Origin of the sequence: Sphingomonas mollis (assembly GCF_016427505.1) — a bacterium.
Taxonomy (GTDB): domain Bacteria; phylum Pseudomonadota; class Alphaproteobacteria; order Sphingomonadales; family Sphingomonadaceae; genus Sphingomonas; species Sphingomonas mollis.
The window spans coordinates 1-26,974 of sequence record NZ_JAELXS010000004.1; the positions used below are offsets into that span (position 1 = coordinate 1).

Genomic DNA, 26,974 nt, shown 5'->3' on the forward strand with positions numbered 1-26,974 from the left:
ATCAGCCTGCTCCTTCCCTCTACCAACACCGGCATCATACTCGATGCCGAGAGGAAGGGGCGGGCCATCCCATAATGAATCCCGCCGCGCAGATCGCGCCATAGATCCAGAAGGTGACACCCGTCCTCGCACGGGCGGTCAGCAGCGGGAAGGTATAGGTCAGCAGGAAACACGCCGCCCACAGCGCGGTCGTCGCGATCGCCATGCTCGCGCCATGTGCCTCGCCCGGAAAAATCTCCGACAGGGCGACCCAGGTCACTGGCGCTAGCGTCGTGGCGTAGGTGGCAATCGCCGTTACGACCAACAGCAACAGCGGCCAGCCCTGCACGCCCATGACATATCCCGCGCCGACGGCGGCATAGATGATCGCAAGGCCCGCGCATCCTACCAGCAACAGGCGACGCCTTCCCCAGCTCTCCACCGTTCCCAGCGCGACCTTCACGATCTGCGCCGCCAGCAGGCCGATGACGGTGGCAATCTGGTTCAGTACGACCAGCCTGCCCCGGCTGCCCGATGGTGCGATCTCGGCGATGTAGAGCGATCGATACCAAGGCGATAAAGGATTTGCCCGACACCGACGTAATCGCACTCCATCACGCCGATACGCTGACGATGGCGGGCGTCCTAACCGCCTCGCTCGCGCAAGTTGAACAGTTGCGCGAGCTACACAACGGTCGATACCCAACAAAAAGTGTTTCCATCAATATTGATCTATAATGAGGTCAATCGCGAACACACATCATACCATGCGGGCTTTTTTGTCGAGCGCGACCGCAGCGTACTTCGTCTTCCGCCATGCGGGCAGCTGTACCAGCCATGGCCGCTTCGCTCCGTTCCGCTCGGCGTAGCGCACCACCGCCATCGCGCCAACGATCAGCATCTGCCGCAGGTAATTGTGCCCGGCCTTGATGATCCCATCGAGCCGCTCCGTGCCGCCGCTCAAGTTCTGTCTCGGCACCAGCCCGATCCGCTGACGTCCTCGCTATTTTTCATCCATGTTGAGTGAGAGTTTTCCGGCCCTGACCTGAGCCCTTCGGATAGGTTCGTTCTTTATGAAAAATTTCCGGTCAGGTTTGGCAGATGCCGGACGAGGGAATCCGTCAATGAAGAAGTCGAGGTTCAGCGAGCAGCAAATCGCGTTCATTCTCGAGCAGGCCGAGGATGGAACGACCGTGGAGGAGGTATGTCGGAAAGCCGGCATCTGGATCCAGACCTACTATCGATGGCGCAGCAAATACGGGGGTCTGATGCCGTCGGAGATGAAGCGCCTGAAGGTGCTGGAGGAGGAAAATGTCCGGCTGAAGCGGCTGGTGGCGAACCTCAGCCTGGATAAGCCTGTCCTGAGCAACTGTGTTCAAGCACTGCGATACTTGATGTTGTTTTGACCATAGCGTTGAGCGTGACGAGGAGCTTTCGCATGGTGGCGACGATGGTAAGTTTGAAAGGCTTGCCGGCTTCGCGCAGCCGACTGGTTGTCGCGGCAAGGTGCCCTTTGCCTGAGCGCGCGATGGAGAGCGCTGCCAGGTAGAGGGAGCGTCTGACGCTTGGCCTACCGCCCGAGCAACGTCCAGGCCGGCCGGTCTTGCCGCTTTACCGATCAAATGGCACCAGACCGGCAAGGGCTGCAATCTGTTGGCTGGGAGAGGCGTCCGAGTTCTGGCATGCGCGCCAGCAGGCACGCGGCAACGATCGGCCCGACGCCGGGTTGCGGTGCGGAGCAAGGCCTCGCGTGCGGCCAGATCGGGCGAGGAGGCGATGACGCCGGCGATGGCTTTTTCGATACGCAGGGCCAGGGCCTTGAGCCGGGTGACCTGCGCGACGATGAGACGCCGCATGGCGGGATCGGCGATGCTCTCGAGTTGATTGCCGAACTGGACCACCTGGGTGACGGCAAGATCGCGCAGACGGACATGTTCGGCTAGCCGCAATGCCTCGGGATCATGAACATAAAGAATGAGATCGGCGTGCAGCGCCGCAAGGCATCGTGCGATGACGGCGGCATCGAGGGGGTCAGTCTTGGCGAGCTGCCGCTCGGCGCGGGCGAAGTTGCGCACGCGTGCCGGACAAGGAGATAGGCAGAAAGCCCCAATCGATCGAGCAGGATGGCGAGCTTGCGTTCGTAACCACCTGACGCCTCGAAGCCGATCCGGAGGCACGTCGTCCCGCCAATCAAGCCAGTTTACGACCAAGTGCGGCAATGCCGGTTTTGGTAGTGGGTGCCCGCCAGAGCATTCCTGCCGGGTGGACGTGGATAACGAGTTCGTCCTTGGCAACATCGATGCCGACAAAGAGGTCGGGCTGTGACATGATCCGGTCTCCCAAGCTTGTCATGCGGGGTCCGTAAACACGGCCCCAGGGCAACTGTCCGGGGTTTGGGAAGACGGATGTGGCCCTGCTCAGGAACGGTCTTTGTCGACCAGCTTGTCGAACCGCCTCACATCCGCCGCCTGAGCAGGGTCGCCACCCCGCTCAGGCACCTCCTGATTACGCCATTCCAGACAGACAAGCAAAGTCGAAGGGGGCTTCCGTGACCGCAGCCTGGATACCCGGCTGGGCACGTTCAACCTGAAGATCCCCAAGCTGCGCACCGGCGCCTACTTCCCTGGCTTTTTGGAGCCGAAGAAGACGGTCGAGAAGGCGCTGGTCAGCGTCATCCAGGAGACCTGGATCGCCGGCGTCAGCACCCGCCGCGTCGATGATCTGGTGCAGGCGATGGGCGGAACGGCCCAAGGTTCCGGCAATGCGTAGCATCGTTGGAAAGGCCGTGGAGGGATGAGCGGCATCTCCAAGTCCAGCGTGTCGACGCTTTGCAAGGACATCGACGAACGGGTGAACGCCTTCCTGAAGCGCTCGCTTGCCGGCGAGCGGCCGTATCTCTGGCTCGACGCCACCTACCTCAAGGTCCGCGGGGGCGGCCGCATCGTCAGCGCCGCCACCATAATCGCTGTCGCCGTCACCACCGAGGGCAAGCGCGAGATCGTCGGCCTGCACATCGGTCCCAGCGAGGCCGAGCCGTTCTGGTCGACCTTCCTGCGCGATCTCGTCCGGCGCGGCCTGAAGGGCGTGAAGCTGGTCATCTCCGATGCGCACGAGGGGCTTAAGGCGACCATCACCCGCGTCGTCGGTACCACCTGGCAACGTTGCCGCATTCACTTCATACGCAACGCGCTAGCACATGTCCCCAAGGGCCAGAGCACCATGGTCGCCGCCGCGATCCGGCAGGTCTTCCTCCAGCCCGACCATGCCGCCGCCACCCAGACTTGGCGTCACGTCGCCGACCAGCTGCGTGCCCGCTGGCCGAAGCTCGGTGCCTGCATGGACAACGCCGAGCACGACGTGCTCGCCTACATGACCTTCCCCGAACAGCACCGGGTGAGGCTGCACTCGACGAACCAGGGAGCGGCTGAACAAGGACGTGAAGCGACGCGCCGATGTCGTCGGCATCTTTCCCAACGAGGACAGCATCACCCGCCTCATCGGTGCCGTGCTCCTCGAGCAGAACGACGAATACCAGCTCCAGAACCGCTACATGCAAATCGAAGGCATGGCCGCTCTCGCCACGCCACAGGTCGAGGAGATGTCGAGGAGATAACGCCGCTACAAATTACACCCAAGGCCGCCTGAACGATGCAGCCCGGTGCCACACCTCAAATTACATCACGTTGACGGACACGACCCGCATGGCCTGCTCGAAGCAACGTTGCCCCCTTGCTCCAAGGGAGCATGTGGGCAAGTTTGAGATTGATGCAGATGCCTATTGGACGCGGTGCCTGCCCGCGTAATCGATGCCATTCCTGGCCAGTCACCATTTCAACACGATCGCTCAGCCCGACGATGATCGACGCCCGACCGGATTTACGCTTCAGCATGTCCCCGAGCGACATGTTCGGCCACGGCTCGCAATAGGCCAGGCTCATAGCCCCCAACAATCGCAGCCTCCTGAGCGGGATTTCTAGGATTTCACTGGTCCGATCCTTTCCGTTCAGAACCAGTCGGGGCGGGTCGACGTGTGAGGCAGATGATATCGGCCGGCAAGACCAGCACGCATGATCGCTGCCCCACAGCCGGGATGCATTGGCAGCCGCCCGATAGTCCGCTAGTCGCCGGTCCGGAGCCGGTTCCACCGGCGCCATCGATCGCGTCGGTGCCCCGCGAGGGGCTTGAATGGGAATGCGGTGCGGAGCGTCTGCTCCCAATCCGCGGCTGTCCCTGCAACTGTAAGCGGCGAGCGCGAGGGCGTGCCCTTCCATCATGGAAGGGCGGTCACTGGAAAGGACGCATCCGCGTTCGATCCGGGAAGGCCGTTCCTCAAGCGACGACCCGCGAGCCAGGAGACCTGCCGACGCAATGGTCGCTCTTACCACGGTCCAGGGGATGGTCGGGGTACGGTGTTCTCCGTCTGAGCGACGAATCATGCGGCCGGGGCCGCATCGGTGCGTGGCACGGGCGAACAGCGAGCGCCCGCCCGTCGTCGCGTACCGGCCGACATCGGCCCCGCCGTTCGTTGCCATGGCGCGCGCGGGGAACATCATGAATGATCTGTCCAGAATACCCGTCACCATCGTCACCGGCTTTCTGGGGGCGGGCAAGACGACGCTGATCAGTCATCTGATCCGCCAGTCCGCCGGCCGGCGGCTGGCCGTGGTCGTCAACGAATTCGGTACGTTGGGGATCGATGGCGATATCCTGAAGGGATGCGCCATCCCCGATTGCCCGGCGGAAAACATCGTCGAGCTGGCCAACGGTTGCATCTGCTGCACCGTCGCGGACGATTTCATCCCGACGGTGGAAACGCTGCTCGCGCTCGATCCCCGGCCGGATCATATCGTGATCGAAACGTCCGGGCTGGCGCTGCCGAAGCCGCTGCTGAAGGCGTTCGACTGGCCCGCGATCCGGTCGCGGATCACCGTCGACGGCGTCATCGCGCTGGCCGATGCGGAGGCGGTGGGCGCCGGTCGCTTCGCCCCCGATCTCGCTGCGATCGAGGCACAGCGCGCGGCCGATCCCGGCATCGAGCATGAAACGCCGCTGGCCGAAGTGTTCGAGGATCAGCTCGCCTGCGCCGATTTGGTGTTGCTGACCAAGGGCGATCTTGCCGGCCCGGACGGTGTCGCCAGAGCGCGCGCAATCATCGCGGCGGAGGCCCCGCGCCCCGTCACCGTCGTCGAACTGCTCGACGGCGTCATCGACCCCGCCATCGTCCTGGGGCTGGAAGCCGCCGCCGAAGACGACATCGCCGCCCGCCCGTCGCACCATGACGGCGAGGCGGAACACGAGCATGACGATTTCGACAGTCTCGTCCACGAAATGGGCGAAATCGACGATCCGGCTGCGCTGGTGGCGCGGATAGAAGCATTGGCGCGCGATCGCGATATCCTGCGCGTGAAGGGCTATGCGGCGGTGCGCGGCAAGCCGATGCGCCTGCTGGTGCAGGCAGTCGGCGCGCGAATCCGCACGCAATATGACCGGCCGTGGCGGGTGGACGAGACGCGGGCGACGCGGCTGGTCGTCATCGCCGAACATGACCGTATCGATCCCGCGATTATCGGGACCGCGCTGAACGGCTGACCGGCGATGCACGTCGTCTTCCGCGAAAGCCATGGGCTGGAGGAAGCGTCGGCACCACGCGATCTGGGGCAGAGCCCGGCGGATCTGGTGGTGCTGTCGTTTTCCGACAGCGATCTGGGTGCGTTCGCCGCCGGCTGGCATGCGGCGGAACATGCTGGCGCGCGTCTGCCGGATTTGCGGCTCGCCAATCTGGCGGACCTGATCCATCCGCTGTCGGTCGATACTTATTTCGAACGGACGCTCGCGCACGCCAAAGGCATCCTGATCCGGGTGATCGGCGGCAAATCCTATTGGCCGTACGGCTTGCAGCAAGTGGAGGCGCTGGCCCGAACGCGCGGGATCGCGCTGGTGGTGCTGGCCGCCGATGGCCGGGCGGACGATCAGCTTGCCCGCTTGTCCACTGTGCCGGTGTCCACCACCCGCCGGCTCGCGACGCTGTGCGACGCGGGCGGCGCGGTGGCGGCGCGGGCGGCGCTGGCGCAACTGGCGCTCGCCGCCGGTCTGTACGCCGGGCCGGTGCGTGGCGCGCAGGCGACCCCCGCCGCCGGCGCCTGGACCGCGACGGAGGGGGTCGTATGCCCTGCGCCGAGGCTTTGGACGAACGAACGGCCGCGCATCGTCCTGACCTTCTACCGTTCCTATCTGCTCGCGGCGGACTGCGATCCGATCGCCGCGCTGGAGCGGGCCTTTGCGGTGCGGGGCTTCGATGTCGTGCCACTGTTCGTTCCATCGTTGAAGGACCCGGAGACGCGAGGCTGGCTGCGGCGGTGGATCGGCGCGCTGGCGCCCGTGGCGATCGTCAACGCCACCGCCTTTTCCGCGCGCGGTGACGACGATGCGACCCCGCTGGAGATCGCCGACGTGCCGGTGTTTCAGGTGGCGCTCGCGACCTCGGATCGTCAGGCATGGGCGAACGCGCCGCGTGGCCTTTCCCCCGCCGATCTGGCGATGCACGTCGTCCTGCCCGAAGTGGACGGCCGCCTGTTCGCCGGGGTGGCCAGTTTTAAGGAGGCGAGCGTCCGCGATCCGGCGCTGCAATTCGGCCGACGCGAACATCGCGCCGATCCGGATCGGATCGCGGCGATCGCCGACCGGGTCGCGGCGTGGGTCAGGCTCGGCCGCACGCCCCCTGCCCGTCGTCGCGTCGCGCTCATCCTGTCCACCTATCCCGGCAAGTCGTACCAGATGGCCCATGCCGTCGGTCTCGACGCACTGGCGTCGACAGAGGCGATCATCGCCGATCTGACGGCGGCCGGGCATGATGCGACGGACGGCGAACCGTTGGCGACCGTACTGGACCGCGATCGCTTGCGCTGGCCATTGGCCGATTATCGATCGGTACTGGCGACCCTGCCGGCCGGCTTGCGGGCTGAGTTGGACGATGCGTGGGGATCGCCCGAAAACGATCCCGCCGCGATCGATGGCGCATTTCATTTCGCGGCGGTGGAACGGGGCGGGATGCTGATCGCATTGCAACCCGAACGGGGGCAATCGGCGACGCGCTCCGCCGATTACCACGACCTGTCGCGCTGCCCGCGCCACGCCTATGTCGCCTTCTACCTGTGGCTGCGGGCGCGCGGCCCCGATGCGCTGGTCCATGTCGGCGCGCATGGCACGCTGGAATGGCTGCCGGGCAAGGCCGTGGCGCTCTCCGGCAATTGCTGGCCCGAGGCGCTGGTGGGATCGATGCCCGTCATCTACCCCTTCATCGTCAACGATCCGGGCGAGGCGGCGCAGGCGAAGCGGCGGATCGGCGCGGTCACGCTGGGCCACCTGCCGCCCCCCATGACGACCAGCGGATCGGGCGCGGGCCTCGGCCGGCTGGAGGCATTGCTGGACGAATTCTCCAACGCCGATGGCCTCGATCCTGCGCGGCGACTGCGGTTGCAGGCGGACATCGGCGAAGAGGCAATCGCGCTCGGTCTGGCCGCCGAACTCGATTTGGATCGCGCGGCCGGACCGGCAGAGACGATCGCCCGGATCGACGCATTCGTCTGCGATGTGAAGGACAGCCGGTTCGGCGATGGCCTGCACATCTTCGGCCGCGGCGAATGCGGTCCCGCCGAGCGCGCCGGTCTGCTCGCGGCGCTGGATGGTCGGCATGTGCCGCCGGGGCCATCGGGATCGCCGCATCGCGGGCGTAGCGACATCCTGCCGACCGGGCGCAACCTGTTCTCGATCGATCCACGGGCGATCCCCTCTCGCTCGGCACAGGCGCAGGGGGTGCGCCTGGCCGACGAACTGATCCGGCGGCATCTGCAGGATCAGGGCGATTATCCGCGCGGGCTGGTCGTCGACCTCTGGGGTTCGGCGACGATGCGGACCGCCGGTGAAGAGTTCGCGATGGCGCTCCACCTGCTGGGTGCCGCACCGGTGTGGGACACCGGGTCGGACCGGGTGCTGGGGGTGGATATCCTGCCACTGGTGACGATGGATCGGCCGCGCATCGACGTGACGCTGCGCGTATCGGGCTTGTTCCGCGATACGTTCCCTACCCTGTGCACGCTGTTCGGTCAGGCCGTCCGCGCCCTGCACGGTCGCGACGAGCCGGCCGACTGGAACCCCTTTGTCGGCCGGGCGAGCGGGCCGCGCGTCTATGGTCCGGCACCCGGTCGCTATGGCCTCGGACTGGGCGACGCAGCCGACACCTATGACGCAGCGGCGCGGATGCGCGCCGGCGAGGTATGGCTGGCGGCATCGAGCCATGCGCTGGACGATGGTCCGGAACGCGCCGATCCCGCCGGTCTGCGCGCCCGCGTCGCCGGCGCGGATGCCTTCGTTCACTTGCAGGACCTGCCCGAAACCGACCTGCTGCTCGCCGCCGATTATGCCGCGCATGAGGCCGGCTTCGCCGCGGCCCAAGGCGTGACCGGGGGCAAGGCGGCGCTCTATCACCTCGATGCCCGCGACCCGGATCGGCCCCGCGCCCGGACCCTGCGGGAAGAAATCGCCCGCGTCGTCCGCGCCCGCGCCGCGCATCCGGCATGGGCGGACGGCATGATGCGGCATGGCTTTCGCGGCGCTGCGGAACTGGCCGCGACGCTGGATCATCTCGGCAGCTTCGCCCATCTGGCGCAGGTCGTAACGCCGGAACTGATCGACCTGTACCACGACGCGACGCTGGGCCGCGACGACGTCCGCGCTTTCCTGGCGCAGGAGAACCCCGACGCGTTGCGGGCGATGGAGGCGCGGTTCGCGGCGCTGCATCGATCCGGTCTGTGGCCCACCCGCCGCAATGCGATCCTCGCCAGCCTCGGCGACCTGCATTGATCAACGGGATCGTTCGCGGCTGGTGCCCCAGCGCCTGGCGGCCGATGGCGGCCGGCGACGGCTTGCTCATCCGCGTCCGCCCGCCGCTCGGTCGGCTCGATGCCGCAGCGGCGATCGCGCTGTGCGAGGGGGCGATGGCCCATGGCAGCGGCGCGATCGACGTGACCAGTCGCGGCGCCGTGCAGATACGCGGCGTTCGGGAAGCGGCATGGGAACCGTTGATCGACCATCTGGTCGCCACCGGACTGGTCGATCCCGATCCGGTGCGTGAGGCGCATGGCCCGATGATCGTCGCGCCCGACTGGCATTCGGGTGACGATACCTATCGCATCGCGAGCAGCGTCATCACCCGGCGCGACGAGTTTCCTGCCCTGCCCGGCAAGGTCGGCTTCGCGATCGACGCGGGAATGGCGCCGGTCCTGACCGACGACCCCGCCGATTTCCGTATCGAGCGTGGCGCGAACGCCACCCTTATCCTGCGGGCGGATGGCCGCCCGACCGGTGTCACGCTGGCACCCGGTAATGAGATCGACAAGCTGATCGCGCTCACCCGCTGGTTCGTCGCCAGCGGCGGTATCGCGGCGGGCAGGATGGCGCGGCATCAGCAGCCGCTGCCAGCATGGGCGACGGGGGACATCCCGCCTGCCGGCGCCCGCCCGGGATTGAAGCCGGGCGGTTACGCGTTCGGCGCGGTCTATGGCCTGCCCTTCGGTCGCATTGTCGCCGATCAAATGCATGACCTGCTGCGGCGCGACGGCGCGCTCGGCATTCGCATCACGCCGTGGCGGATGCTGTTGATCGAGGGGGTCGCGCCGATCGCCATCGACGGGCTGGTCATCGATCCCGCATCGCCCCTGCTTACCACCGACGCTTGTGTCGGCACGCCCGCCTGTCCACAGGCCAGCGTCGCCACGCGGGACCTCGCCCGCCGTCTGGCGCCGCATATCGAGGGTCGCCTGCACGTGTCCGGCTGCGACAAGGGATGCGCGCGCGCCGGTCCGGCCGACGTCGTGCTGACGGGTCGCGATGGCCGCTTCGACCTCGGTTTCGACAGACGCGCCGGCCAGTCGCCCGCCGCCAGTGGGTTGGATGCCGCCGCGTTGCTTGCCCGTTTTGGAGCCATCTGATGCCGTTCGCCTACGAAACCGACGGAGCAGCGATCTACCGCCAGTCCTTCGCCATCATCCGGGAGGAGGCGGACCTGTCCCGCTTCGCGCCCGATGAAGAGCCGGTCGCCGTCCGCATGATTCATGCCGCCGGTCTGGTCGAGCTGGCCGTCCGGCTGCGGTTCTCACCCGGTTTCGTCCATGCTGCCCGGACGGCACTCATCGATGGCGCCCCGATCCTGTGCGATGCCCATATGGTCAGCGAAGGGATCACGCGGGCGCGTTTGCCCGCCGACAATCCGGTGATCTGCACCCTGCGCGATCCGCCGGTGGGGCCGCTCGCCGCCGCGATGGGCAACACCCGATCCGCCGCCGCATTGGAGCTGTGGCGGCCGCATCTGGCCGGCGCGGTGGTGGCGATCGGCAACGCGCCCACCGCCTTGTTCCACCTGCTCAATATGCTGGAGGACCCCGCCTGCCCCCGCCCCGCTGCGATCATCGGTTGCCCGGTCGGCTTCGTCGGCGCGGTGGAATCGAAGGACGCGCTATGGGCGACGCAGCCGGTTCCGTGCGCGATCCTTCAGGGGCGGCCGGGCGGCAGCGCGATCACCGTCGCGGCGGTCAATGCGCTGGCGAGCCGCGCGGAATGACGATCGGCACGATCCACGGCGTCGGCTTGGGGCCGGGTGCGGCCGATCTGATGAGCGTGCGCGCCGACCGGCTGGTGCGCGGCGCCCGCCACCTTGCCTATTTCCGCAAGGCCGGCCGCCCCGGCCATGCGCGCCGGATCGTGGAAGGCCTGCTGCGCCCCGACGTCGTTGAATTTCCGATGGAGTATCCGGTGACGACCGAGATCGCCGTCACCGATCCCGCCTATAACGATTGGCTGTCGGGCTTCTACGCAGATTGCACCCGCCATCTCGCCATACTGGCCGGACAGGGCGAGGACGTGGTCGTGCTGTGTGAGGGCGATCCGTTCTTCTATGGCTCGTTCATGCATCTCCATGCCCGGTTGCGGGGCATCGCGCCGGTGGCGGTGGTGCCGGGAGTTACGGGTATGTCGGGCGCGTGGACGGCCAGCGACCTGCCGATCACCTGGGGAGACGATGTGCTGACGATCGCCACCGCGACGCTGCCGGAGGAGGAACTGATCCGCCGCATCCGCGACACCGACGCGCTCGTGGTGATGAAGATCGGCCGGCATCTGCCCAAGCTGCGCCGCGCGGTCGCCGCCGCCGGGCGCGAGGATACAGCGTGGCTGGTCGAACAGGCGGCGATGCCCGGCCAGCGCGTGACGCGCCTGATCGAGGCGGAGGCAGTCGTCCCCTATTTCTCGATCCTGCTGATCCATGGTCAGGGGCGGCGGCCATGACCGGTTGGCTCGCCATCGCCGGACTGGGGCCGGGCGACGAGGCGCTGGTCACGCCGGAGGTGACCGCGGCGCTGGCGGCGGCGACCGACGTGATCGGCTATATCCCCTATGTCGCGCGGGTCACACCGCGACCGGGGCTGACGCTGCATCCATCGGACAACAGGGTCGAAATGGACCGCGCCGCGCACGCGCTGATGCTGGCCGCCGGCGGCGCGCGCGTCGTCATCGTGTCGTCGGGCGATCCCGGCGTCTTCGCGATGGCGGCGGCGGTGTTCGAGGCGGTGGACCACGGCGAGGCGGCATGGCGCACGCTCGACATCCGCGTGCTGCCGGGTATTACCGCGATGCTGGCGGCCAGCGCCCGTGCGGGGGCGCCGCTCGGCCATGATTTCTGCGCGATCAACCTTTCCGATAATCTGAAGCCATGGCCGTTGATCGAACGGCGGGTGCGACTGGCGGCGGAAGCCGATTTCGCCATCGCCGTCTACAACCCGCGATCGAAGGCGAGGCCCGACGGCCTGGACCGTGCCTTTGCGGTGTTGCGCGACATCTGCGCCGATGCGCGCCCCGTGCTGTTCGCGCACGCCGTATCGACCCCGCAGGAAGCGCTGCACATCGTGCCGCTGCCCGACGCGCGCGGTGACATGGCGGACATGCGGACGGTGGTGATCGTCGGATCAAGCCAGACCCGCATCATCGAACGACCGGGTACGCCGCTGCTCTACACCCCCCGGTCCGCATCATGACCCAGCCAGTCCAGCACCGCAGCAACGCTGTTCACCTCATGCCGGACCGGCAGGATGGGCCGGTCGATCATCACTACCGGCAGTCCGAGTTGGCGCGCGGCGGTCAGCTTGGCGGCGGCGCCGGTGCCGCCGGCATTCTTGCTGACGATCAGGTCGATGCCGTGTTCCTCCATCAGGCGGCGGTCGCTGTCGACAGTGAAGGGACCGCGATCGATCACCAGATGATGGTGCGGCAATGGCGGCGGAACATCCGGCGCATCGACGAAGCGCAGCAGATAATGATGCCGGGGTTGCACCGCAAACGCATCGACATGCATGCGTCCGAGCGCCAGCAGGACGCGGCATGGCGGCCGATCCAGCGCGGCGACGGCACCGGCGATATCCGCCACTTGGCTCCAGCGATCCCCGGCGATCGGCTGCCACGCAGGCCGGGTCAGCGCGATCATCGGCACACGGATATCTGCCGCCGCGGCCACGGCATGGGCGCTCATCTGCGCCGCGAACGGATGCGTCGCATCGACCAGATGCGTCACCTCGTTGTCGCGCAGATACCCCACCAAACCTGCCACGCCGCCGAAGCCGCCGATACGGATCGCCATCGGTTGCCCCCGCGGCGCGGTGGTACGGCCAGCATAGCTGAGCGTGGCCGGGATCGCGCGGTCGGCCAGCGCATTGGCCAGCGCGCTCGCCTCGGTCGTGCCGCCCAGAATCAGGATATGCGGCATGGTTGAGGGCGGTCCGTGGCTGACGATCGTCGGGATCGGCGAGGATGGACCGGCGGGCCTGTCCACCGCAAGCCTCGTCGCGATCAACGATGCATCGTTCGTGATCGGCGCGGCGCGGCATCTGGCGCTGCTGCCCCCGCTGCCGAACGCTATCCTGATCGCATGGCCGGTCCCCTTCGACATCCAGCCGCTGCTCGATCGACGAGGGCAGGCGACGGTGATGCTGGCATCCGGTGATCCCTTCTGGTTCGGTGCGGGCAGCGTTGTGGCCGGGCATCTGGCGGCGGGCGAATGGGTCGCGCAGCCCGCCCCGTCGACCTTTGCGCTGGCCGCGTCGCGACTGGGTTGGCGGCTGGAGGACTGCCCTTGCCTCGGGCTGCATGCCGCCCCCCTCACCCGGCTTCGCCCGCATCTGGCACCCGGCCAGCGCGCGCTCGTGCTGGTACGCGACGGAGATGCCGTCCTGACCCTTGCCGATTATTTGAGCGGGCTGGGCTTCGGCGCATCGACGTTGACCGTCATGGAAGCAATCGGGGGTCCTCGCGAACGCATCCGCACGGCGCGCGCCGATGAACTCGCCTTCACCGATATCGCTCACCCGGTCGCGGTGGGCATTGCGATGGCCGGGGATGGTGACGCGCTTCCTTGCGCATCGGGCATCGCGGACGACTGGTTCGATCACGACGGCCAGATCAGCAAGCGCCCGATCCGCGCCCTCACCCTGTCGGCGCTTGCCCCCCGGCCGGGCGAGACATTGTGGGATATCGGCGCAGGATCGGGATCGATCGGCATCGAATGGCTGCTGTCCCATCCCTCGCTGAACGCCGTCGCGTTCGAGCGCGATGTCACCCGCGCCGCCCGCATACGCGCCAATGCGATGGCGCTGGGGGTGGATCGGCTGACCGTGATCGAAGGTGCCACGCCTGATTGCCTCCCCCCGCCCGGCCATCCAATGCCAGACGCTGTGTTCATCGGCGGCGGTCTGTCATCTGCGCTGCTCGGCAGACTTGCGGAGCAACTGGCACCCGGCACACGGATCGTCGCCAACGCCGTGACCCTCGAATCCGAAGCTCTGCTTACGGCATGGCACCGGGCGCGGGGCGGCACGTTACTGCGGATCGATCTCGCCGAAGCCGGCCCGATCGGCACGCGGCGTGGCTGGCGCGCGAGTTTCCCGGTGGTGCAATGGAGCGTGACGCTGTGATCGTCGCCGGGTTCGGCTGCCGCGCCGCCGTCGATATCACCTCACTGCACGATGCACTCGCCGCCGCATGGGCAGGCAAGCCGGTGTCCGCGCTCGCCGCCCCCGCCGATCGCTGCCCGCTGGTCGAGCCTCTGGCCCGGGCGCTCGGCGTGCCCCTGATCGCGATCTCGCCCGACAGGATCGGCGCGGCCGACACGCCCACCCGGTCCCCGGTCAGCCTCCACCGACGCGGCACCGGCAGTGTCGCGGAGGCCGCCGCCCTTGCCGCCGCCGGGCCGGACGCGCGCCTGATCGTCACCCGCCACATTTCATCCGATGCCATGGCGACCTGCGCCATCGCCGAAGGGCCATCATCATGACCGTCCATTTCATCGGCGCCGGCCCCGGCGCGCCCGATCTGCTAACCCTGCGCGGGCGCGATCGCATCGCCGCATCGCCCGTCTGCCTCTATGCCGGATCGCTGGTGCCGACTGCGCTCCTCGATCATTGTCCGCCCGGCGCGCGCATCGTGAACACGGCTTCGCTCTCACTCGACGAGATCATCGCCGAGATGGCGACGGCGCACGACGCCGGGCTGGACGTGGCGCGGCTGCATTCGGGCGATCTGTCGATCTGGTCCGCGATGGGTGAACAGATGCGGCGGCTGAAGGCGCTGGACATTCCCGTGACCGTCACCCCCGGCGTCCCCGCGTTCGCCGCCGCCGCCGCCGCGCTGGAGGCGGAACTGACCCTGCCCGGTCTCGTCCAGTCGGTGGTCCTCACCCGCACACCCGGCCGCGCCAGCGCCATGCCGCCGACCGAGACGCTCGCCGCCTTCGCCGCCACCGGCGCGACGCTGGCGATCCATCTGTCGATCCACCGGCTGGCCGATCTGGTCGCGGACCTGATTCCCACGCATGGCGAGGATTGCCCGGTCGCGATCGTCTGGCGTGCCAGCTGGCCCGACCAGCGCATCGTCCGCGCCACGCTCGACACGATCGTCACCGCCGCGACGGGCGGCGGCGAGCGGACCGCGCTGATCCTCGTCGGTCACGTATTGGATGCGGAGGAATTCGGCGACAGTAGCCTCTATGCCGCTGGGTACGACCGTCGTTTCCGCCCGCAATCGGCGGCGTCACCCTTCGCGATCGGCACATCCTCATGACACCCGGCCTGATGATCGCCGCCCCCGCGTCGGGCACCGGCAAGACGACGGTCATGCTCGGCCTGCTCCGCGCGCTGCGCGAGGACGGCGTCGCCGTGCAGCCCTTCAAGAGCGGCCCCGACTATATCGACCCAGCGTTCCACCGCGCCGCCAGCGGCCGTGCCTCGTTCAACCTAGACAGTTGGGCGATGCCCGCCGCCACGCTAGATGCGCTCGCCGCGCGGGGAGACGATGCGGCGCTGGTACTCGCCGAAGGATCGATGGGCCTGTTCGACGGCGTGGCGACAGCAGGCGCCACCGGCAACGGGGCGAGCGCCGACATCGCCCGGCGCATGGGCTGGCCCGTGGTGCTGGTGCTGGACATCTCCGGGCAGGCGCAATCCGCCGCCGCCACCGCGCTGGGCTTTTCACGGTACGACCCGGACGTGCCGATCGCCGGCGTCATCCTAAATCGGGTGGCGAGCCCCCGGCACGAGCGACTGGCCCGGCGCGGCTTGGAGGCCATGGGTATCCGCGTGTTCGGATGCCTGCCGCGTCGTGGCGACCTGAAACTGCCCGAACGCCACCTCGGCCTGGTGCAGGCGATCGAGCATCCCGATCTGGAGGCGCGGATCGCTGCCTATGCCGCATTCCTCCGCGCGCATGTCGATCTGTCGGCCATCCGCGCGGCGGCGAAATCGACGCGCCGCCCCGCCACGATCGCCGCGCCGATCGTACCGCCTGCACAACGGATCGCCCTTGCGCAGGATGCCGCGTTCTCCTTCACCTATCCGCACCTGCTGGACGGCTGGCGGGCGGCCGGCGCGATCATCCTGCCCTTCTCCCCACTGGCCGACGAAGCACCCGATCGGGATGCCGACCTCGTTTGGCTGCCGGGCGGCTATCCCGAGCTTCATGCCGGGCGCCTCGCCGCCGCCGATCGCTTCCGCACCGGCCTGCACCGCCATGCGTCCGATCGGCCCGTCCACGGTGAATGCGGGGGGTACATGGCACTGGGCGCCGGGTTGATCGATGCGGACGGCGTACATCATCGCATGGCCGGTCTGCTCGGGCTGGTGACCAGCTACGCGCAGCGGCAGATGCATCTCGGTTATCGGCGTGCGACCCTGATCGGGCCGATCGGCGATATTGCCGCCGGCACGTCGCTGGCCGGGCATGAATTCCATTATTCGACCATCATCGACCAGCCCGATCTTCCGCTGGCCGACGTTACCGACGCCGAGGGTGCGGCGGTAGCGGAAACCGGATCGCGCCGTGGCCGCGTATCGGGCACGTTCTTCCACATGATAGGCGCAGGCGCATGACCGGCTTCGTGTCTTTCGTAGGATCGGGGCCGGGCGATCCCGAACTGTTGACGCTGAAGGCCGTCGATCGACTGTCGCGCGCGGATGTCGTGCTGTTCGACGATCTGTCCTCCGGCCCGGTGCTGGGCCATGCCCGCCCCGGCGCCGATCTGGTCGCGGTCGGCAAGCGCGCCGGTCGCGCCTCGCCCAGCCAGGATCATGTCTCGCGATTGCTGGTCGATCACGCCCGTACCGGCGCCCGCGTCGTACGGCTGAAGTCCGGCGATCCCGGCATCTTCGGCCGGCTGGAGGAAGAAATCGTCGCTCTCCGCAATGCCGGCATCGCGTTCGAGATCGTTCCCGGCGTCAGCTCGGCCAGCGCCGCCGCGGCCGCCGCCGCGATCCCCCTCACCCGCCGCCTGAACGCCCGCCGCGTCCAGTTCGTCACCGGCCACGACGTATCGGGCCGGTTGCCGGCGGAGCGTAACATGACCGCCCTCGCCGATCCCGCCGCGACGACGGTCGTGTTCATGCCGCAACGGACCTTCGCCCTGTTCGCCGCCGACCTGATCGCATTCGGACTGCCCGGCGACACCCCCGCCCTGCTGGCGGAGAATGTCGGCCATCCCGACCAGCGACTGGTTCGCTCCACCGTCGCCGATCTCGGCAGCCGCCTCGCCACCGCCATATCATCGGCCCCGGCGCTGATCCTGTACGGCCCGTTGCTGGAGCCATGATCGACCTGCATCTGATCGGCATCGGGACGGGCAATCCCGATCACCTGACCCGCGCCGCCGAGGCCGCGATGCGCGCTGCCGACCTGATCCTGCTGCCCCGCAAGCGCGCCGATACCGCCGACCTGATGGAGCTGCGGCAGATGCTCTGTGCTGATGTGCTGAGGGACGCGACCCGCGTCGTGACGTTCGATCTACCCGAACGCGATGGCGACGGCCCGTATCTGGGGGCGGTCCACGACTGGCACACCTCCATCGCCACCTGCTGGGCGGACCAGATCGCGCGACATCTGCCGGATGGCGGGCGGCTCGCCCTGCTCGTCTGGGGCGACCCGTCGCTCTACGACAGCAGCCTGCGGATCGCCGCCCGGTTGCACGCCGGCGGCATGGCGATGCGCGTGACGGTGGTGCCGGGCATCACCAGCCTTCAGGCACTGACCGCGGCGCATACCATCCCGTTCAACACGCTGGCGCAGTCCGTGCTCGTCACCACCGGCCGGTTGCTGGCAAGTGCGGGATGGCCGCCGGGCGTCGATACACTGGCAGTGATGCTCGATGGCGGCTGCGCGTTCCGGCGCCTCGACCCCGCCGGGATCGACATCTGGTGGGGTGCCTATCTGGGTATGAAGCAGGAAGCCCTGATCGCCGGCGCGCTAACCGAGGTGAGCGATATGATCGTGGAGCGTCGCGCCGCGCTTCGCGCCGAACATGGCTGGATCATGGACACGTATCTGTTGCGCCGCGCCGATTTGAAACCATGACGCCACCCGTGTTCGACGCGGCGTTCGCGGAACAGCTCACGCAACTGATACGCTGGCGGCGGGACGTGCGCCATTTCGATCGCCGGCCCCTTGCCCCGACCGACCTCCAATGGTTGTTCGAGACGGCCGCACTGGCGCCGTCGGTCGGCCATTCGCAGCCTTGGCGGTTCGTCCGCATCCGTTCTGTCGGATTGCGCGAGGCACTGGCCGCGCATGTCGATACCGCCAGCACCGCCGCCGCCGCGTCGATCGCCGACGCCGATCGACGCGCCCGCTATGCTGGCTTGAAACTGCATGGCCTGCGCGAGGCACCGGAAATCGTCGCCGTCTTCTGCGACGACGATCCGGTCGCCGGTCATGGCCTGGGGCGGGCGACGATGGCGGAGACGCTGCGCTATTCCACGGTCATGGCGATCCACACCCTTTGGCTGGTCGCCAGATCGCGCGGGATCGGAGTCGGCTGGGTATCGATCCTCGATCCCGACACCGTCACGGCGATGCTGACCACCCCCTCAGGCTGGTCGCTGGTCGCGCTGCTGTGCATCGGCTATCCGACCGCACCCGCCGCCGAACCCGAACTGGAGCATCGCCAATGGCAGGCGCGCGAAGCGCCCCGGATCGTCGAACGCTAACGCGGGGCCATCAGGCGCGACGCAATTCCTGCAATCGCCAGCGGTTATGGAACGACAGGATCGTCGTCGACAGCGGCGCGATATCGATCGCGAAGGTCGTCGCGATCGGCATGTCCAGCGCCGCTGCCAGCGCGGCCCGGACGACCGCCGGATGCGTGACCGCCAGTATCTTCCGATCCTCCGCCCCTTTGCACAGATCATCCAGCCACGCGCCCACCCGCAAAACCACCGCATCCATGCTCTCGCCGCCGGGCATCGCTTCTTCCGGCGTGGCCAGCCACGCCATCAACATCGCCGGTTCCTCCAGCGACACGGCATCCAGCGACCGCCCTGTCCAGATGCCATGATCCCGGTCGCGCAGGGCAGGCTCCGGCATTGCGTCCAGCCCCAGCAACGCGGCGGTATCGCCCGCCGCCCGCGCCGGGCTGACGAAGCACATATCCAGCGTCGGTCCCGCCAGATCGAACTGCCGCACCTTCGCCTCGCCACCCGGATCGAGCGGCGCGTCCGCATCGGGGAAATCGCCCTGCCGCACCTGCGCCGTCGCCCCGGCACACAGCAAAACGAGACGGATGGACATGATGAACTCCTGATCTGTTGACGCCACCACGACGAACCGCCACAACACAGCGATCGGAGCCGGGCGGGAAGCCGGTGAAATTCCGGCGCGGTCGCGCCACTGTGATCGGCAGGCAACGTCCTGTCGAGAGTCAGACCCCGCCCGGCACCTCCACCTTCGATCCGGGCGCGCTTTCCCGGCGGGAGAAATGACCATGGCCAGCGTTGCCGCCACTTTCGACGATCCGTTCGTACCCGCCGGCACGGTGCCCGCAATACCCGTCGCCGATATCGCGCCATGGGCCGTCTTCGCCACGCTCGTCGCGCTGATCTTCCTGTATTTCGTCAGCACCGAACAGGGCGCGTTCGCCGTGTTCAAGGGCATGTACGTCCACGAATTCGTCCATGACGGTCGTCATCTGCTGGGCTTTCCCTGCCACTAGGACGGGGTTTCCACGATGACGAAACATCTCCTCTGGCGGGGTATGCTCGCCGGATCGATCGGCGCGCTCGTCGCCGCCACGCTGGCGCTGCTGTTCGCCGAGCCATCGATCGACGCCGCCATCGCGTTCGAGGCGCACCGCGCCGCGCATGCGATGTCAGGCATGGCCGACGAGGAACTGGTCAACCGCACGACTCAAAAGGGCCTCGGCCTATACACCGCGATGATCGTCTACGGTGCGGCGCTGGGCGGTCTGTTCGCGATCGTCTTCGCCGCTGCCTATGGGCGGCTGGGCCAGTTGGGGCCGCGCAGTATGTCACTGCTGATGGCGCTGGCGGCGTTTGTGGTGATCGTGGCGGTGCCTGCGATCAAATACCCGCCGACGCCCCCGGCGGTCGGTCTGCACGAGACGGTGCGCCTGCGCACGGGCGCCTATTTTGCGATGCTCGCCTGTTCGCTGATCGCGGCGATCGGCGGCATCACCGCCTTTCGTCGGATGGCCGGTCGCCATGCGCTGATGGATAGGCTGGCGATCGGGTTGCTCGCCTTCATCGCCATCGTCGCTTTGTTGCAGGCGTTGCTGCCGGTGATCGATGAAGTGCCGGGCGATTTCCCCGCGACATTGCTCTGGCAATTCCGCGTCGCCGCGATCGGCACGCAGGGAGCGTTCTGGCTGGTGATGGGATACGCGTTCGGCCGGTTCGCGGAACGGCTTCTGCTCGCACGGAATGGCGCGTTTCAATGAGCGACGACACCGACCGCAACGCGCGCCACGCCGACAAGATGAAGAAGGTTCAGGCCGCCCGCCAGACCATGATGGCGACCCGGACGGCTGAGAAGGGGCTGCTGATCGTCCACACCGGCCCGGGCAAGGGCAAATCCACCGCCGCCTTCGGCATGGCGGTGCGCGCGATGGGCCATGGCATGAAGGTCGGCATCGTCCAGTTCGTGAAGGGCGCGATGACGACCGGCGAGCGCGTGATCTTCGACGCGTTTCCTGATCTCGTCTCGTTCCGCCCCATGGGCGAAGGCTTCACCTGGGATACGCAGGACCGCGCCCGCGACATCGCCACCGCCCGCACCGCGTGGGACGAAGTGTGCCGGCTGATCGACGATCCCGACATCGCGGTGGTGATCGCCGACGAACTCAACATCGTGCTGCGCTACGATTACCTGCCGCTGGACGAGGTGCTGGCGGCCGTGACCGCCCGCGCGCCGATGAAGCACATCGTGGTTACCGGCCGCAACGCGCCCGATGCGCTGATCGAGGCGGCCGATCTGGTGACCGAGATGACGCAGGTCAAACACCCGTTCCGCGGCGGGATCAAGGCGCAGGCGGGGATCGAATTCTGATGCAACTGAAGACCGTCGAGAACCGGCCGGCGATCGTCGCCTGCAACAGCTGCCGCTTCACCGCCGACGACCGCGAGGATGGCGACGGCCGACGCGGCGGCGCCCGGCTGGCGGCGGCGCTCCATGCCGTGAAGGCGAGCGATCCCGCCTATGGTGATGTCGCCGTGCAGGAGATGCCGTGCCTGTTCGCCTGCACCGAATTCTGCACCGTGCATCTGCGCGCCCCCGGCAAGGTCGGCTACGTCCTCGGCCGCTTCACCCCTGACGAGGATGCGGCCCGCGCGATCCTCGATTACGCCGCGCTTTATGCCGACAGCGACGTCGGGCAGGTGCCGTTCAAGCAATGGCCGGCGGGCGTAAAGGGCCATTTCATCACGCGCACCCCGCCCGAGGGGTTCGTGGTGGAATGACCGCCTTCCCCTCCATCGCCGCATTCGAGATGGCGCTTGCTAATCTGCCGCCGCCCGACGCCGCCAGCCGCGCCGCCGCCGGCCATCGGCAGGACATGCTAACCAAGCCGCCGGGGTCGCTCGGTCGCCTGGAGGAGATCGCGATCTTCATGGCGGGGTGGCAGGGGCGTACTCGCCCTCGCCTCGACAAGGGACGCGCGGTCGTCCTCGCCGGCAACCACGGCGTTGCCACGCGTGGCGTCAGCGCCTTTCCCGCAAGCGTCACGGCCCAGATGGTCGCCAATTTCGATGCGGGCGGTGCCGCGATCAACGCGCTGGCGGCGGCGGCCGGTCTCGATCTGCGGATCGTCGCGATCGATCTCGACCGGCCGACGATGGACTTCACGCAAGGTCCGGCGATGGATGCCGCCGATTGCCTCGCCGCGCTGAACATCGGCGCGGCCGCCGTCGATGCCGATCTCGACCTGCTGGTGCTGGGGGAAATGGGCATCGCCAATTCGACCGCCGCCGCCGCCCTGTGCGCCGCGAGCTTCGGCGGGTCCGCCGCCGAGTGGGCAGGCCCCGGCACCGGCGTCCAAGGCACCGCGTTGGCCAACAAGATCGCCGTCATCGACGCCGCGCTGGCCGTCCACCGACCGGCCGCAACCTCACCGTTCGACATCCTGTGCCGGCTGGGCGGACGCGAGATCGCCGCGATCGTCGGCGCGATCGTCGCGGCGCGACACGCCGGCGTCCCCGTCCTGCTCGACGGTTTCATCTGTTGCAGCGCCCTCGCCCCCTTCATCGGCGCGCATCCCGATATCGCCGATCATTGTCTGGCCGGTCATTGCTCCACCGAACCCGGCCATGCCCGGCTACTCGAACGGTTGCGGCTGGAACCGCTGCTGTCGCTGAACCTGCGGCTGGGCGAGGGCAGTGGCGCGGCGGTGGCGGCGGGCATCGTCCGCGCTGCGCTGGCCGCGCATGACGGGATGGCGACCTTTGCCGAAGCGGGTGTCGCGACCGCGTGACCACGCCGGTCGCCGTCCATCTGATGCGGCACGGCACGCCGACGCTGACCGGCCGGTTGCTCGGCAGAACGGATTGCCCCGTCACCGACGACGGCCTGACCGCCTGCCGCACCGCCGCCGCCCGCCTCGACGTTGAGGCAATCCACACCTCCGACCTGATCCGCGCGCACGCCTGCGCCAACGCCGCCGCTACCGCCCTGACCGTGCCGGTCCATGTCGACCCCCGCTGGCGCGAACTGGATTTCGGCGAATGGGACGGTCGCGCGCCGGCGGACTGCGATAGCGAGGCGCTGGCCAGCTTCTGGGCCGATCCCGATGCCTGCCCCCCGCCCGGCGGCGAGCGCTGGTCCGCGTTGCTCGCCCGCGTCACCGAAGCCTTGGCGCAGATCGACCGACCGACACTGGTGATGACGCATGGCGGTGCGATGCGCGCCGCGCTGGCGGTGATCGGCGGGTTGGATACGCGACAGATCTGGGCGTTCGACCTGCCCTATGCCTGCATCCTCTCGCTGAACCTCTGGCCGGGCACCGGCGGACAGATCATCGGACTGTCGCGGTGAAGTGCCTGTTGCTGGCAACCGGCTTCCTGACGCGGATACCGGTTCCCGCCATCACGGTGCCGCCCGCCGATTTCGCCGCGACGATCCGCTATTATCCGATCGTCGGCCTGTTGATCGGCTTCACCGTGGCGGTCGTCGGCTGGATGGGCGCGCAGGTCGATCCGTGGCTCGGTGCGCTAGCCGCGCTGACGATGTGGGTCGGTATCACCGGCGCGCTGCATCTCGATGGTCTGGGCGATCTCGCCGATGGGCTGGGCGCCGCGCATGGCGATCGCACCCGCCTGATCGCGGTGATGGCCGATCCGCATATCGGCAGTTTCGGCGTGGTCGCGATCGTCCTGCAATTGCTGGCCAAGCTCGTCCTGCTCCACGCGCTGTCGCCGATGGCGTGGTGGCCGCTGATCCTGCTGCCCTTCGCCGCACGGATCGGCCCGCTCGTCTGGGCGCGGTGGTTGCCGCCGCTGAAACCCGGTCTCGGCGCCAGCGTCGCCGGCGCGGTGCGCTATCGCGACCTGATCGGCTGGGGAGCGGTATGGACAGGCGCCTGTGCCCTGCTGCCTGCGCTGATCGTCACGCCGTTGCTGATCGGCGGGTGGGCCCTTTACCTTCGCCACCGGATGGGCGGCATCAACGGCGACGCCCATGGCGCCGGCATCGAGTTGGTCGAAACTGCCCTGCTGCTAATCCTGATGATCGCCAGCCGTCTGTGACAGGGCGAGCAGCGCATCGATATCCATATGCCGTTCCAATTCGACCGCGATCGCATCCAGCGCCACATCGATCGAGGCACGATGATCCGGCCCGGTCGCCTCCGCACCGATCGCCGCCAGCCACGCCCGCCGCTGCGTAGCAAGACCCAGCAAGCCGTGCACGTAACTACCGCTGACCAGCCCATCGGCGCTGATCGCCCCATCGCAGCGTCCGTCATCGAACAACGCCACCGGCCGGCCGGTATCGGCACCCTCGGTCCGGCCGAGATGCATCTCATACCCCTCGAACCGCGCCCCCAGCGCCGTACCGCTCACCTCCACCAGCGCCTTGCTGCCGCCCAGCACCGTATCCACCGCCAGCAATCCCAGTCCCGCAACGCTCGCCACCGGCCCCTCCGCCCCCTCCGGATCGGCGATCGTCCGCCCCAGCATCTGATACCCGCCGCATAGCCCCAATATCGGCCGCCCCCGCCGATGATGCGCGAGGATGTCGATGTCCCATCCCTGCGCCTGCACAAAGGCCATGTCGGCTATCGTCGCCTTCGACCCCGCCAGCACGATCAGGCTCGCTTCCCCCGGAATGGCCTGTCCGGGCGGCACCATCATCAGTTCCACCCCCGGCTCCAGCCGCAACGGGTCGAGATCGTCGAAATTGGCGATATGCGCGGTGATCGGACACGCGACGATCACCCGCCCGTCCGATCGCGCGACCGGCCGCTGCAACACGACCGCGTCCTCGCTCGGCAACCGGGCGGCATCGACCAGCCACGGCACCACGCCATAACCGCGCCAGCCGGTGCGCTCCTCGATCGCGCGATAGCCATTCTCAAACAGCGCCGGATCGCCCCGAAACTTGTTCACCAGAAACCCGTGGATCATCGCCGCGTCCGCCGGATCGATCACCGCGCGCGTGCCGACCAGCGAGGCGATCACGCCGCCCCGGTCGATATCGCCGATCAGGATCACGGGCACGCCAGCCGCCCGCGCAAAGCCCATATTGGCGATGTCGCCGCCACGCAGGTTGATTTCTGCCGGCGATCCCGCGCCCTCGACCATGACGATGTCCGCGGCCGCCGCCAGTCGGCGATAGCTGTCCATCACCTCGTCCAGCAGCCCCTCGCGCCCCTCGCGCCAGCGCGCCGCCGTCAGGATGCCGCGCACCTGTCCATGCACCACCAGTTGCGACGTACGATCGCCCTGCGGCTTCAGCAGCACGGGGTTCATGTCGACATGCGGCGTCACCCGCGCCGCTATCGCCTGCATCGCCTGCGCCCGGCCGATCTCGCCGCCCTCGGGCGTCACTGCCGCGTTGGTCGACATGTTCTGCGGCTTGAACGGCCGCACGCTCAACCCCCGATTGGCGAGCGCCCGGCACAGGCCGGCGACAAGTACCGACTTGCCGACGTCCGACCCCGTCCCCTGCAACATCACAGCAGCCATGCAACACCCCCCGCGACGATCCAGAGCAACAGACACGCCCGCCGATAGACCGACAGCGCGCGATATACGTCGCCCGCATCCAGCGCGACCCGCCCTTCCCCGATCCACGGCTTGTCGGCAACCGCACCGTCATAAGCAACCGGCCCGGCCAGCCGGATGCCCAGCGCCCCCGCCATCGCCGCCTCCGTCCAACCGGCATTGGGGGAAGCGTGCCGCCGTGCATCGCGCATCATGACCCGCCAGCCACCGCCCCCCGCCAGACACAGGATCGCGCCACCGATTCTCGCCGGGATCAGATTGGCGACATCGTCCAACCGTGCCGATGCCCAGCCGAACGCGCGCCATCGCTCCTCGCGATGGCCGATCAGGCTGTCGGCGGTGTTGACGCCCTTATATCCCCACAAACCCGGCAAACCCGCCGCCAACAGCCAGAACAGCGGCGCGGCGATACCGTCGCAGAAGCTCTCAGACAGGCTTTCGATCGCTGCCCGCGCGACCCCCGCCTCGTCCAGTTGCTCGACATCGCGACCAACGATCTTACCCACCGCCGTCTGCGCCGCTTTCAGATCGTGTTGCGCCAACGCCGCAGCGACGGGGCGCACGTGATCGTCCAGACTGCGCTGCGCCAATCCCGGAAAGGCCAGCAAGGCGATGCCCAGCCAACTCCAAGGGCCAAGCAGCCATGGCATCACCCTCGCTGCCAGCCAGCCAACCCCTGCGCCGATAGCCACCACCAGCACGATCGTCACCACACCCGCCACCCGCCGCCAGCGATCGGAAAATGCCGGCCGGTTCCACCACGCCTCGCACGCGCCGATCAGCCGCGCGAAACCGCCGACCGGATGGCCGATCCGCGCATAGACGCTCGCCGGCCAACCAACCGCCGCATCCAGCATCAGCGCCACCAGAGCGACCGGCTCAACGATGCCGCAACGCCTCGTCCAGCCGCGCCAGCGCGTCTGGTCCATCGGGCAGACCGATCCGCAGCCAGTCCGGCGCATAATCGAACGGGCGCGTCAGGATACCGGCCCGTGCCAGCCGCTCGAAGATCGCGCCCGCCGTCCCGGTCTGCACCAGCCGGAACAGAGGACATTCACCGCGCGGGGTCAGCCCATGGCCGCGCAATACCCGGTCCAGCGCCGCACTCTTGCCCGCCAGCCTCACACGTGTTGCGTCGATCCACGCCCGATCGCGATAAGCCGCCGTCCCCCACGCGATCGCCGCGCTCGACACCGGCCAGCTTCCCATCCGCTCCGCCACCGCCGCGACCAGATCGACCGCCCCGCACACGAAGCCCAGCCGCAACCCCGCCAGCCCGAAAAACTTGCCGAACGACCGCAACACCAGCACGCGATCATCAGCCGTCAGCAGCGGCAGGACGCTGCCACCCGGCATCGCATCGGCAAAAGCCTCGTCGATCACCACCACTCCGCCCCGCGCTGCCAGATCGCGCGCAAGGCGCAGCAGTGTATCTGGAGCGATCATCTCGCCATCGGGATTGTTCGGATTGGCGAGCAGCAAAGTGCCGTCGATCACCCCACCCCGAAGCACGGCGTCGCGATCGATCGCCCTCGCCCCCGGCAACGCCGCGAGGTGCGTACGATAGGATGGCGCGATAACGTGGAACGGCTCAGGCAGAGACAGATGCGCAAGCGACCGCAACGCGATCTCGCTGCCCGGCACCGCGGCGATGGCGATATCGGGCGCGTCGAATGCAGCGGCTGCAGCATCGGTCAGTGCCCGCAGCGCGGACACCGACGGCAACGCCCGCCAGTCGATCTCGGGCAACGCGGCCGTTTGCCACGCAAAGGGATTGATCCCGGTCGACAGGTCGATCCACGGCATCGGCGCATCCGGATATCGAAGCGCCGCCTCGTCCACGCGACCGCCATGAAAGGTCAAAGCCTGCACCGTTACGCCTCGACGGGAATGATCGGGGCGTCCAT

At 68.1% G+C, this 26,974-nt stretch carries 30 protein-coding genes, 3 pseudogenes and 1 riboswitch; of the genes and pseudogenes, 23 read left to right on the plus strand and 10 right to left on the minus strand.

Annotation, left to right across the window (positions count from 1 at the left end):
• Positions 1-34 precede the first annotated feature (34 nt).
• Positions 35-589, minus strand: a complete 555-nt coding sequence (locus JAO74_RS19055) for an MFS transporter (protein WP_332908758.1) — start codon at positions 587-589, stop codon at positions 35-37.
• Positions 590-739: 150 nt separating this feature from the next.
• Positions 740-958, minus strand: a complete 219-nt coding sequence (locus tag JAO74_RS19250; RefSeq protein WP_199036804.1) for a transposase — start codon at positions 956-958, stop codon at positions 740-742.
• A 145-nt stretch (positions 959-1,103) separates the two neighbouring features.
• Here JAO74_RS19250 and JAO74_RS07915 point away from each other — a divergent pair.
• Both JAO74_RS07915 and JAO74_RS07920 read left to right on the plus strand, forming a co-directional pair.
• A pseudogene (locus JAO74_RS07915) lies at positions 1,104-1,349 on the plus strand (transposase); the annotation flags it as partial.
• Between the two features lie 312 nt (positions 1,350-1,661).
• Entirely contained in the window at positions 1,662-1,922 is a 261-nt protein-coding gene (locus tag JAO74_RS07920) for a hypothetical protein (protein WP_199036808.1), read from the plus strand.
• Here JAO74_RS07920 and JAO74_RS19255 read toward each other — a convergent pair.
• Both JAO74_RS19255 and JAO74_RS18730 read right to left on the minus strand, forming a co-directional pair.
• Positions 1,908-2,156: pseudogene (locus tag JAO74_RS19255) on the minus strand (hypothetical protein); the annotation flags it as partial. The gene JAO74_RS07920 and the pseudogene JAO74_RS19255 sit on opposite strands and share 15 nt — an antisense overlap.
• 13 nt (positions 2,157-2,169) lie before the next feature.
• Positions 2,170-2,307: a hypothetical protein gene (locus JAO74_RS18730; protein WP_233150803.1), complete on the minus strand. Its 138-nt coding sequence runs from the start codon at positions 2,305-2,307 to the stop codon at positions 2,170-2,172.
• Positions 2,308-2,520: 213 nt separating this feature from the next.
• Between JAO74_RS18730 and JAO74_RS07930 the strand changes: the two are divergent.
• Positions 2,521-3,624: pseudogene (locus JAO74_RS07930) on the plus strand (IS256 family transposase); the annotation flags it as partial.
• Positions 3,625-3,647: 23 nt separating this feature from the next.
• On the opposite strand, the gene JAO74_RS07935 reads toward JAO74_RS07930, so the two are convergent.
• Positions 3,648-3,917 carry a hypothetical protein gene (locus JAO74_RS07935; protein WP_199036810.1) on the minus strand — a complete coding sequence of 90 codons (270 nt, stop codon included), beginning with the start codon at positions 3,915-3,917 and terminating at the stop codon, positions 3,648-3,650.
• A gap of 208 nt (positions 3,918-4,125) precedes the next feature.
• A riboswitch (cobalamin riboswitch) is annotated at positions 4,126-4,358 on the plus strand.
• A 172-nt stretch (positions 4,359-4,530) separates the two neighbouring features.
• Between JAO74_RS07935 and cobW the strand changes: the two genes are divergently transcribed.
• From cobW to cobJ, 6 genes are read left to right on the plus strand one after another with little or no spacing between them, the layout of a single operon-like run.
• Positions 4,531-5,568: a cobalamin biosynthesis protein CobW gene (gene cobW / locus JAO74_RS07940; protein ID WP_199036812.1), complete on the plus strand. Its 1,038-nt coding sequence runs from the start codon at positions 4,531-4,533 to the stop codon at positions 5,566-5,568.
• Positions 5,569-5,574: 6 nt separating this feature from the next.
• Positions 5,575-8,838: a cobaltochelatase subunit CobN gene (gene cobN, locus JAO74_RS07945; protein WP_199036814.1), complete on the plus strand. Its 3,264-nt coding sequence runs from the start codon at positions 5,575-5,577 to the stop codon at positions 8,836-8,838.
• A gap of 44 nt (positions 8,839-8,882) precedes the next feature.
• Positions 8,883-9,965: a cobalamin biosynthesis protein CobG gene (locus JAO74_RS07950; RefSeq protein ID WP_199036816.1), complete on the plus strand. Its 1,083-nt coding sequence runs from the start codon at positions 8,883-8,885 to the stop codon at positions 9,963-9,965.
• Complete coding sequence (locus tag JAO74_RS07955) at positions 9,965-10,594, plus strand: precorrin-8X methylmutase (RefSeq protein ID WP_199036818.1); 630 nt, start codon at positions 9,965-9,967, stop codon at positions 10,592-10,594. The genes JAO74_RS07950 and JAO74_RS07955 overlap by 1 nt, the downstream gene beginning before the upstream one ends.
• Complete coding sequence (cobI, locus tag JAO74_RS07960) at positions 10,591-11,316, plus strand: precorrin-2 C(20)-methyltransferase (protein WP_199036820.1); 726 nt, start codon at positions 10,591-10,593, stop codon at positions 11,314-11,316. The genes JAO74_RS07955 and cobI overlap by 4 nt, the downstream gene beginning before the upstream one ends.
• A complete protein-coding gene (cobJ, locus tag JAO74_RS07965; protein WP_199036822.1) occupies positions 11,313-12,062 on the plus strand; it encodes a precorrin-3B C(17)-methyltransferase in 750 nt (249 codons plus the stop codon). The genes cobI and cobJ overlap by 4 nt, the downstream gene beginning before the upstream one ends.
• On the opposite strand, the gene JAO74_RS07970 is transcribed toward cobJ, so the two are convergent.
• Positions 12,038-12,787 (minus strand): cobalt-precorrin-6A reductase, encoded by a 750-nt coding sequence (locus JAO74_RS07970; protein WP_199036825.1) that lies wholly within the window; start codon positions 12,785-12,787, stop codon positions 12,038-12,040. The genes cobJ and JAO74_RS07970 overlap by 25 nt on opposite strands.
• Between JAO74_RS07970 and cbiE the strand changes: the two genes are divergently transcribed.
• Genes cbiE through bluB form a run of 7 tightly spaced genes read left to right on the plus strand, consistent with a single transcriptional unit; the run spans position 12,786 to position 18,545 of the window.
• A complete protein-coding gene (cbiE, locus tag JAO74_RS07975; RefSeq protein ID WP_199036827.1) occupies positions 12,786-13,991 on the plus strand; it encodes a precorrin-6y C5,15-methyltransferase (decarboxylating) subunit CbiE in 1,206 nt (401 codons plus the stop codon). The genes JAO74_RS07970 and cbiE overlap by 2 nt on opposite strands.
• Positions 13,973-14,350: a cobalamin biosynthesis protein gene (locus tag JAO74_RS07980; RefSeq protein ID WP_199036829.1), complete on the plus strand. Its 378-nt coding sequence runs from the start codon at positions 13,973-13,975 to the stop codon at positions 14,348-14,350. Before cbiE ends, JAO74_RS07980 begins: the two co-directional genes overlap by 19 nt.
• Complete coding sequence (cobM, locus tag JAO74_RS07985) at positions 14,347-15,135, plus strand: precorrin-4 C(11)-methyltransferase (protein WP_199036831.1); 789 nt, start codon at positions 14,347-14,349, stop codon at positions 15,133-15,135. The genes JAO74_RS07980 and cobM overlap by 4 nt, the downstream gene beginning before the upstream one ends.
• Positions 15,132-16,439: a cobyrinate a,c-diamide synthase gene (locus JAO74_RS07990; protein ID WP_199036833.1), complete on the plus strand. Its 1,308-nt coding sequence runs from the start codon at positions 15,132-15,134 to the stop codon at positions 16,437-16,439. Before cobM ends, JAO74_RS07990 begins: the two co-directional genes overlap by 4 nt.
• A complete protein-coding gene (gene cobA / locus JAO74_RS07995; protein ID WP_199036835.1) occupies positions 16,436-17,155 on the plus strand; it encodes a uroporphyrinogen-III C-methyltransferase in 720 nt (239 codons plus the stop codon). The genes JAO74_RS07990 and cobA overlap by 4 nt, the downstream gene beginning before the upstream one ends.
• Complete coding sequence (gene cobF, locus JAO74_RS08000) at positions 17,152-17,913, plus strand: precorrin-6A synthase (deacetylating) (RefSeq protein ID WP_199036837.1); 762 nt, start codon at positions 17,152-17,154, stop codon at positions 17,911-17,913. The genes cobA and cobF overlap by 4 nt, the downstream gene beginning before the upstream one ends.
• Positions 17,910-18,545, plus strand: coding sequence for a 5,6-dimethylbenzimidazole synthase (gene bluB / locus JAO74_RS08005; protein ID WP_199036846.1), 636 nt, complete (start codon positions 17,910-17,912; stop codon positions 18,543-18,545). The genes cobF and bluB overlap by 4 nt, the downstream gene beginning before the upstream one ends.
• Before the next feature lie 10 nt (positions 18,546-18,555).
• On the opposite strand, the gene JAO74_RS08010 is transcribed toward bluB, so the two are convergent.
• Entirely contained in the window at positions 18,556-19,125 is a 570-nt protein-coding gene (locus JAO74_RS08010; RefSeq protein WP_199036848.1) for a histidine phosphatase family protein, read from the minus strand.
• A 193-nt stretch (positions 19,126-19,318) separates the two neighbouring features.
• Between JAO74_RS08010 and JAO74_RS08015 the strand changes: the two genes are divergently transcribed.
• From JAO74_RS08015 to cobS, 7 genes are read left to right on the plus strand one after another with little or no spacing between them, the layout of a single operon-like run.
• Positions 19,319-19,546, plus strand: coding sequence for a CbtB domain-containing protein (locus tag JAO74_RS08015; protein WP_199036850.1), 228 nt, complete (start codon positions 19,319-19,321; stop codon positions 19,544-19,546).
• Positions 19,547-19,561: 15 nt separating this feature from the next.
• On the plus strand, positions 19,562-20,290 hold the full coding sequence (locus tag JAO74_RS08020) for a CbtA family protein (protein ID WP_199036852.1): 729 nt from the start codon (positions 19,562-19,564) through the stop codon (positions 20,288-20,290).
• Entirely contained in the window at positions 20,287-20,898 is a 612-nt protein-coding gene (cobO, locus tag JAO74_RS08025) for a cob(I)yrinic acid a,c-diamide adenosyltransferase (protein WP_199036854.1), read from the plus strand. The genes JAO74_RS08020 and cobO overlap by 4 nt, the downstream gene beginning before the upstream one ends.
• Positions 20,898-21,308 carry a DUF1636 domain-containing protein gene (locus tag JAO74_RS08030; RefSeq protein WP_199036856.1) on the plus strand — a complete coding sequence of 137 codons (411 nt, stop codon included), beginning with the start codon at positions 20,898-20,900 and terminating at the stop codon, positions 21,306-21,308. Before cobO ends, JAO74_RS08030 begins: the two co-directional genes overlap by 1 nt.
• A complete protein-coding gene (gene cobT / locus JAO74_RS08035) occupies positions 21,305-22,318 on the plus strand; it encodes a nicotinate-nucleotide--dimethylbenzimidazole phosphoribosyltransferase (protein WP_199036858.1) in 1,014 nt (337 codons plus the stop codon). The genes JAO74_RS08030 and cobT overlap by 4 nt, the downstream gene beginning before the upstream one ends.
• On the plus strand, positions 22,315-22,878 hold the full coding sequence (locus tag JAO74_RS08040) for a histidine phosphatase family protein (protein WP_416194295.1): 564 nt from the start codon (positions 22,315-22,317) through the stop codon (positions 22,876-22,878). The genes cobT and JAO74_RS08040 overlap by 4 nt, the downstream gene beginning before the upstream one ends.
• The gene (gene cobS / locus JAO74_RS08045) at positions 22,875-23,588 is read left to right on the plus strand and encodes an adenosylcobinamide-GDP ribazoletransferase (protein WP_199036860.1); all 714 of its coding nucleotides are present in this window, start codon (positions 22,875-22,877) and stop codon (positions 23,586-23,588) included. The genes JAO74_RS08040 and cobS overlap by 4 nt, the downstream gene beginning before the upstream one ends.
• On the opposite strand, the gene JAO74_RS08050 is transcribed toward cobS, so the two are convergent.
• From JAO74_RS08050 to JAO74_RS08060, 3 genes are read right to left on the minus strand one after another with little or no spacing between them, the layout of a single operon-like run.
• Positions 23,559-25,028: a cobyric acid synthase gene (locus tag JAO74_RS08050; protein ID WP_199036862.1), complete on the minus strand. Its 1,470-nt coding sequence runs from the start codon at positions 25,026-25,028 to the stop codon at positions 23,559-23,561. The two genes, cobS and JAO74_RS08050, sit on opposite strands and share 30 nt — an antisense overlap.
• On the minus strand, positions 25,016-25,996 hold the full coding sequence (gene cbiB / locus JAO74_RS08055) for an adenosylcobinamide-phosphate synthase CbiB (RefSeq protein ID WP_199036864.1): 981 nt from the start codon (positions 25,994-25,996) through the stop codon (positions 25,016-25,018). The genes JAO74_RS08050 and cbiB overlap by 13 nt, the downstream gene beginning before the upstream one ends.
• On the minus strand, positions 25,947-26,939 hold the full coding sequence (locus JAO74_RS08060) for an aminotransferase class I/II-fold pyridoxal phosphate-dependent enzyme (protein ID WP_332908759.1): 993 nt from the start codon (positions 26,937-26,939) through the stop codon (positions 25,947-25,949). Before JAO74_RS08060 ends, cbiB begins: the two co-directional genes overlap by 50 nt.
• Positions 26,940-26,974: the final 35 nt, after the last annotated feature.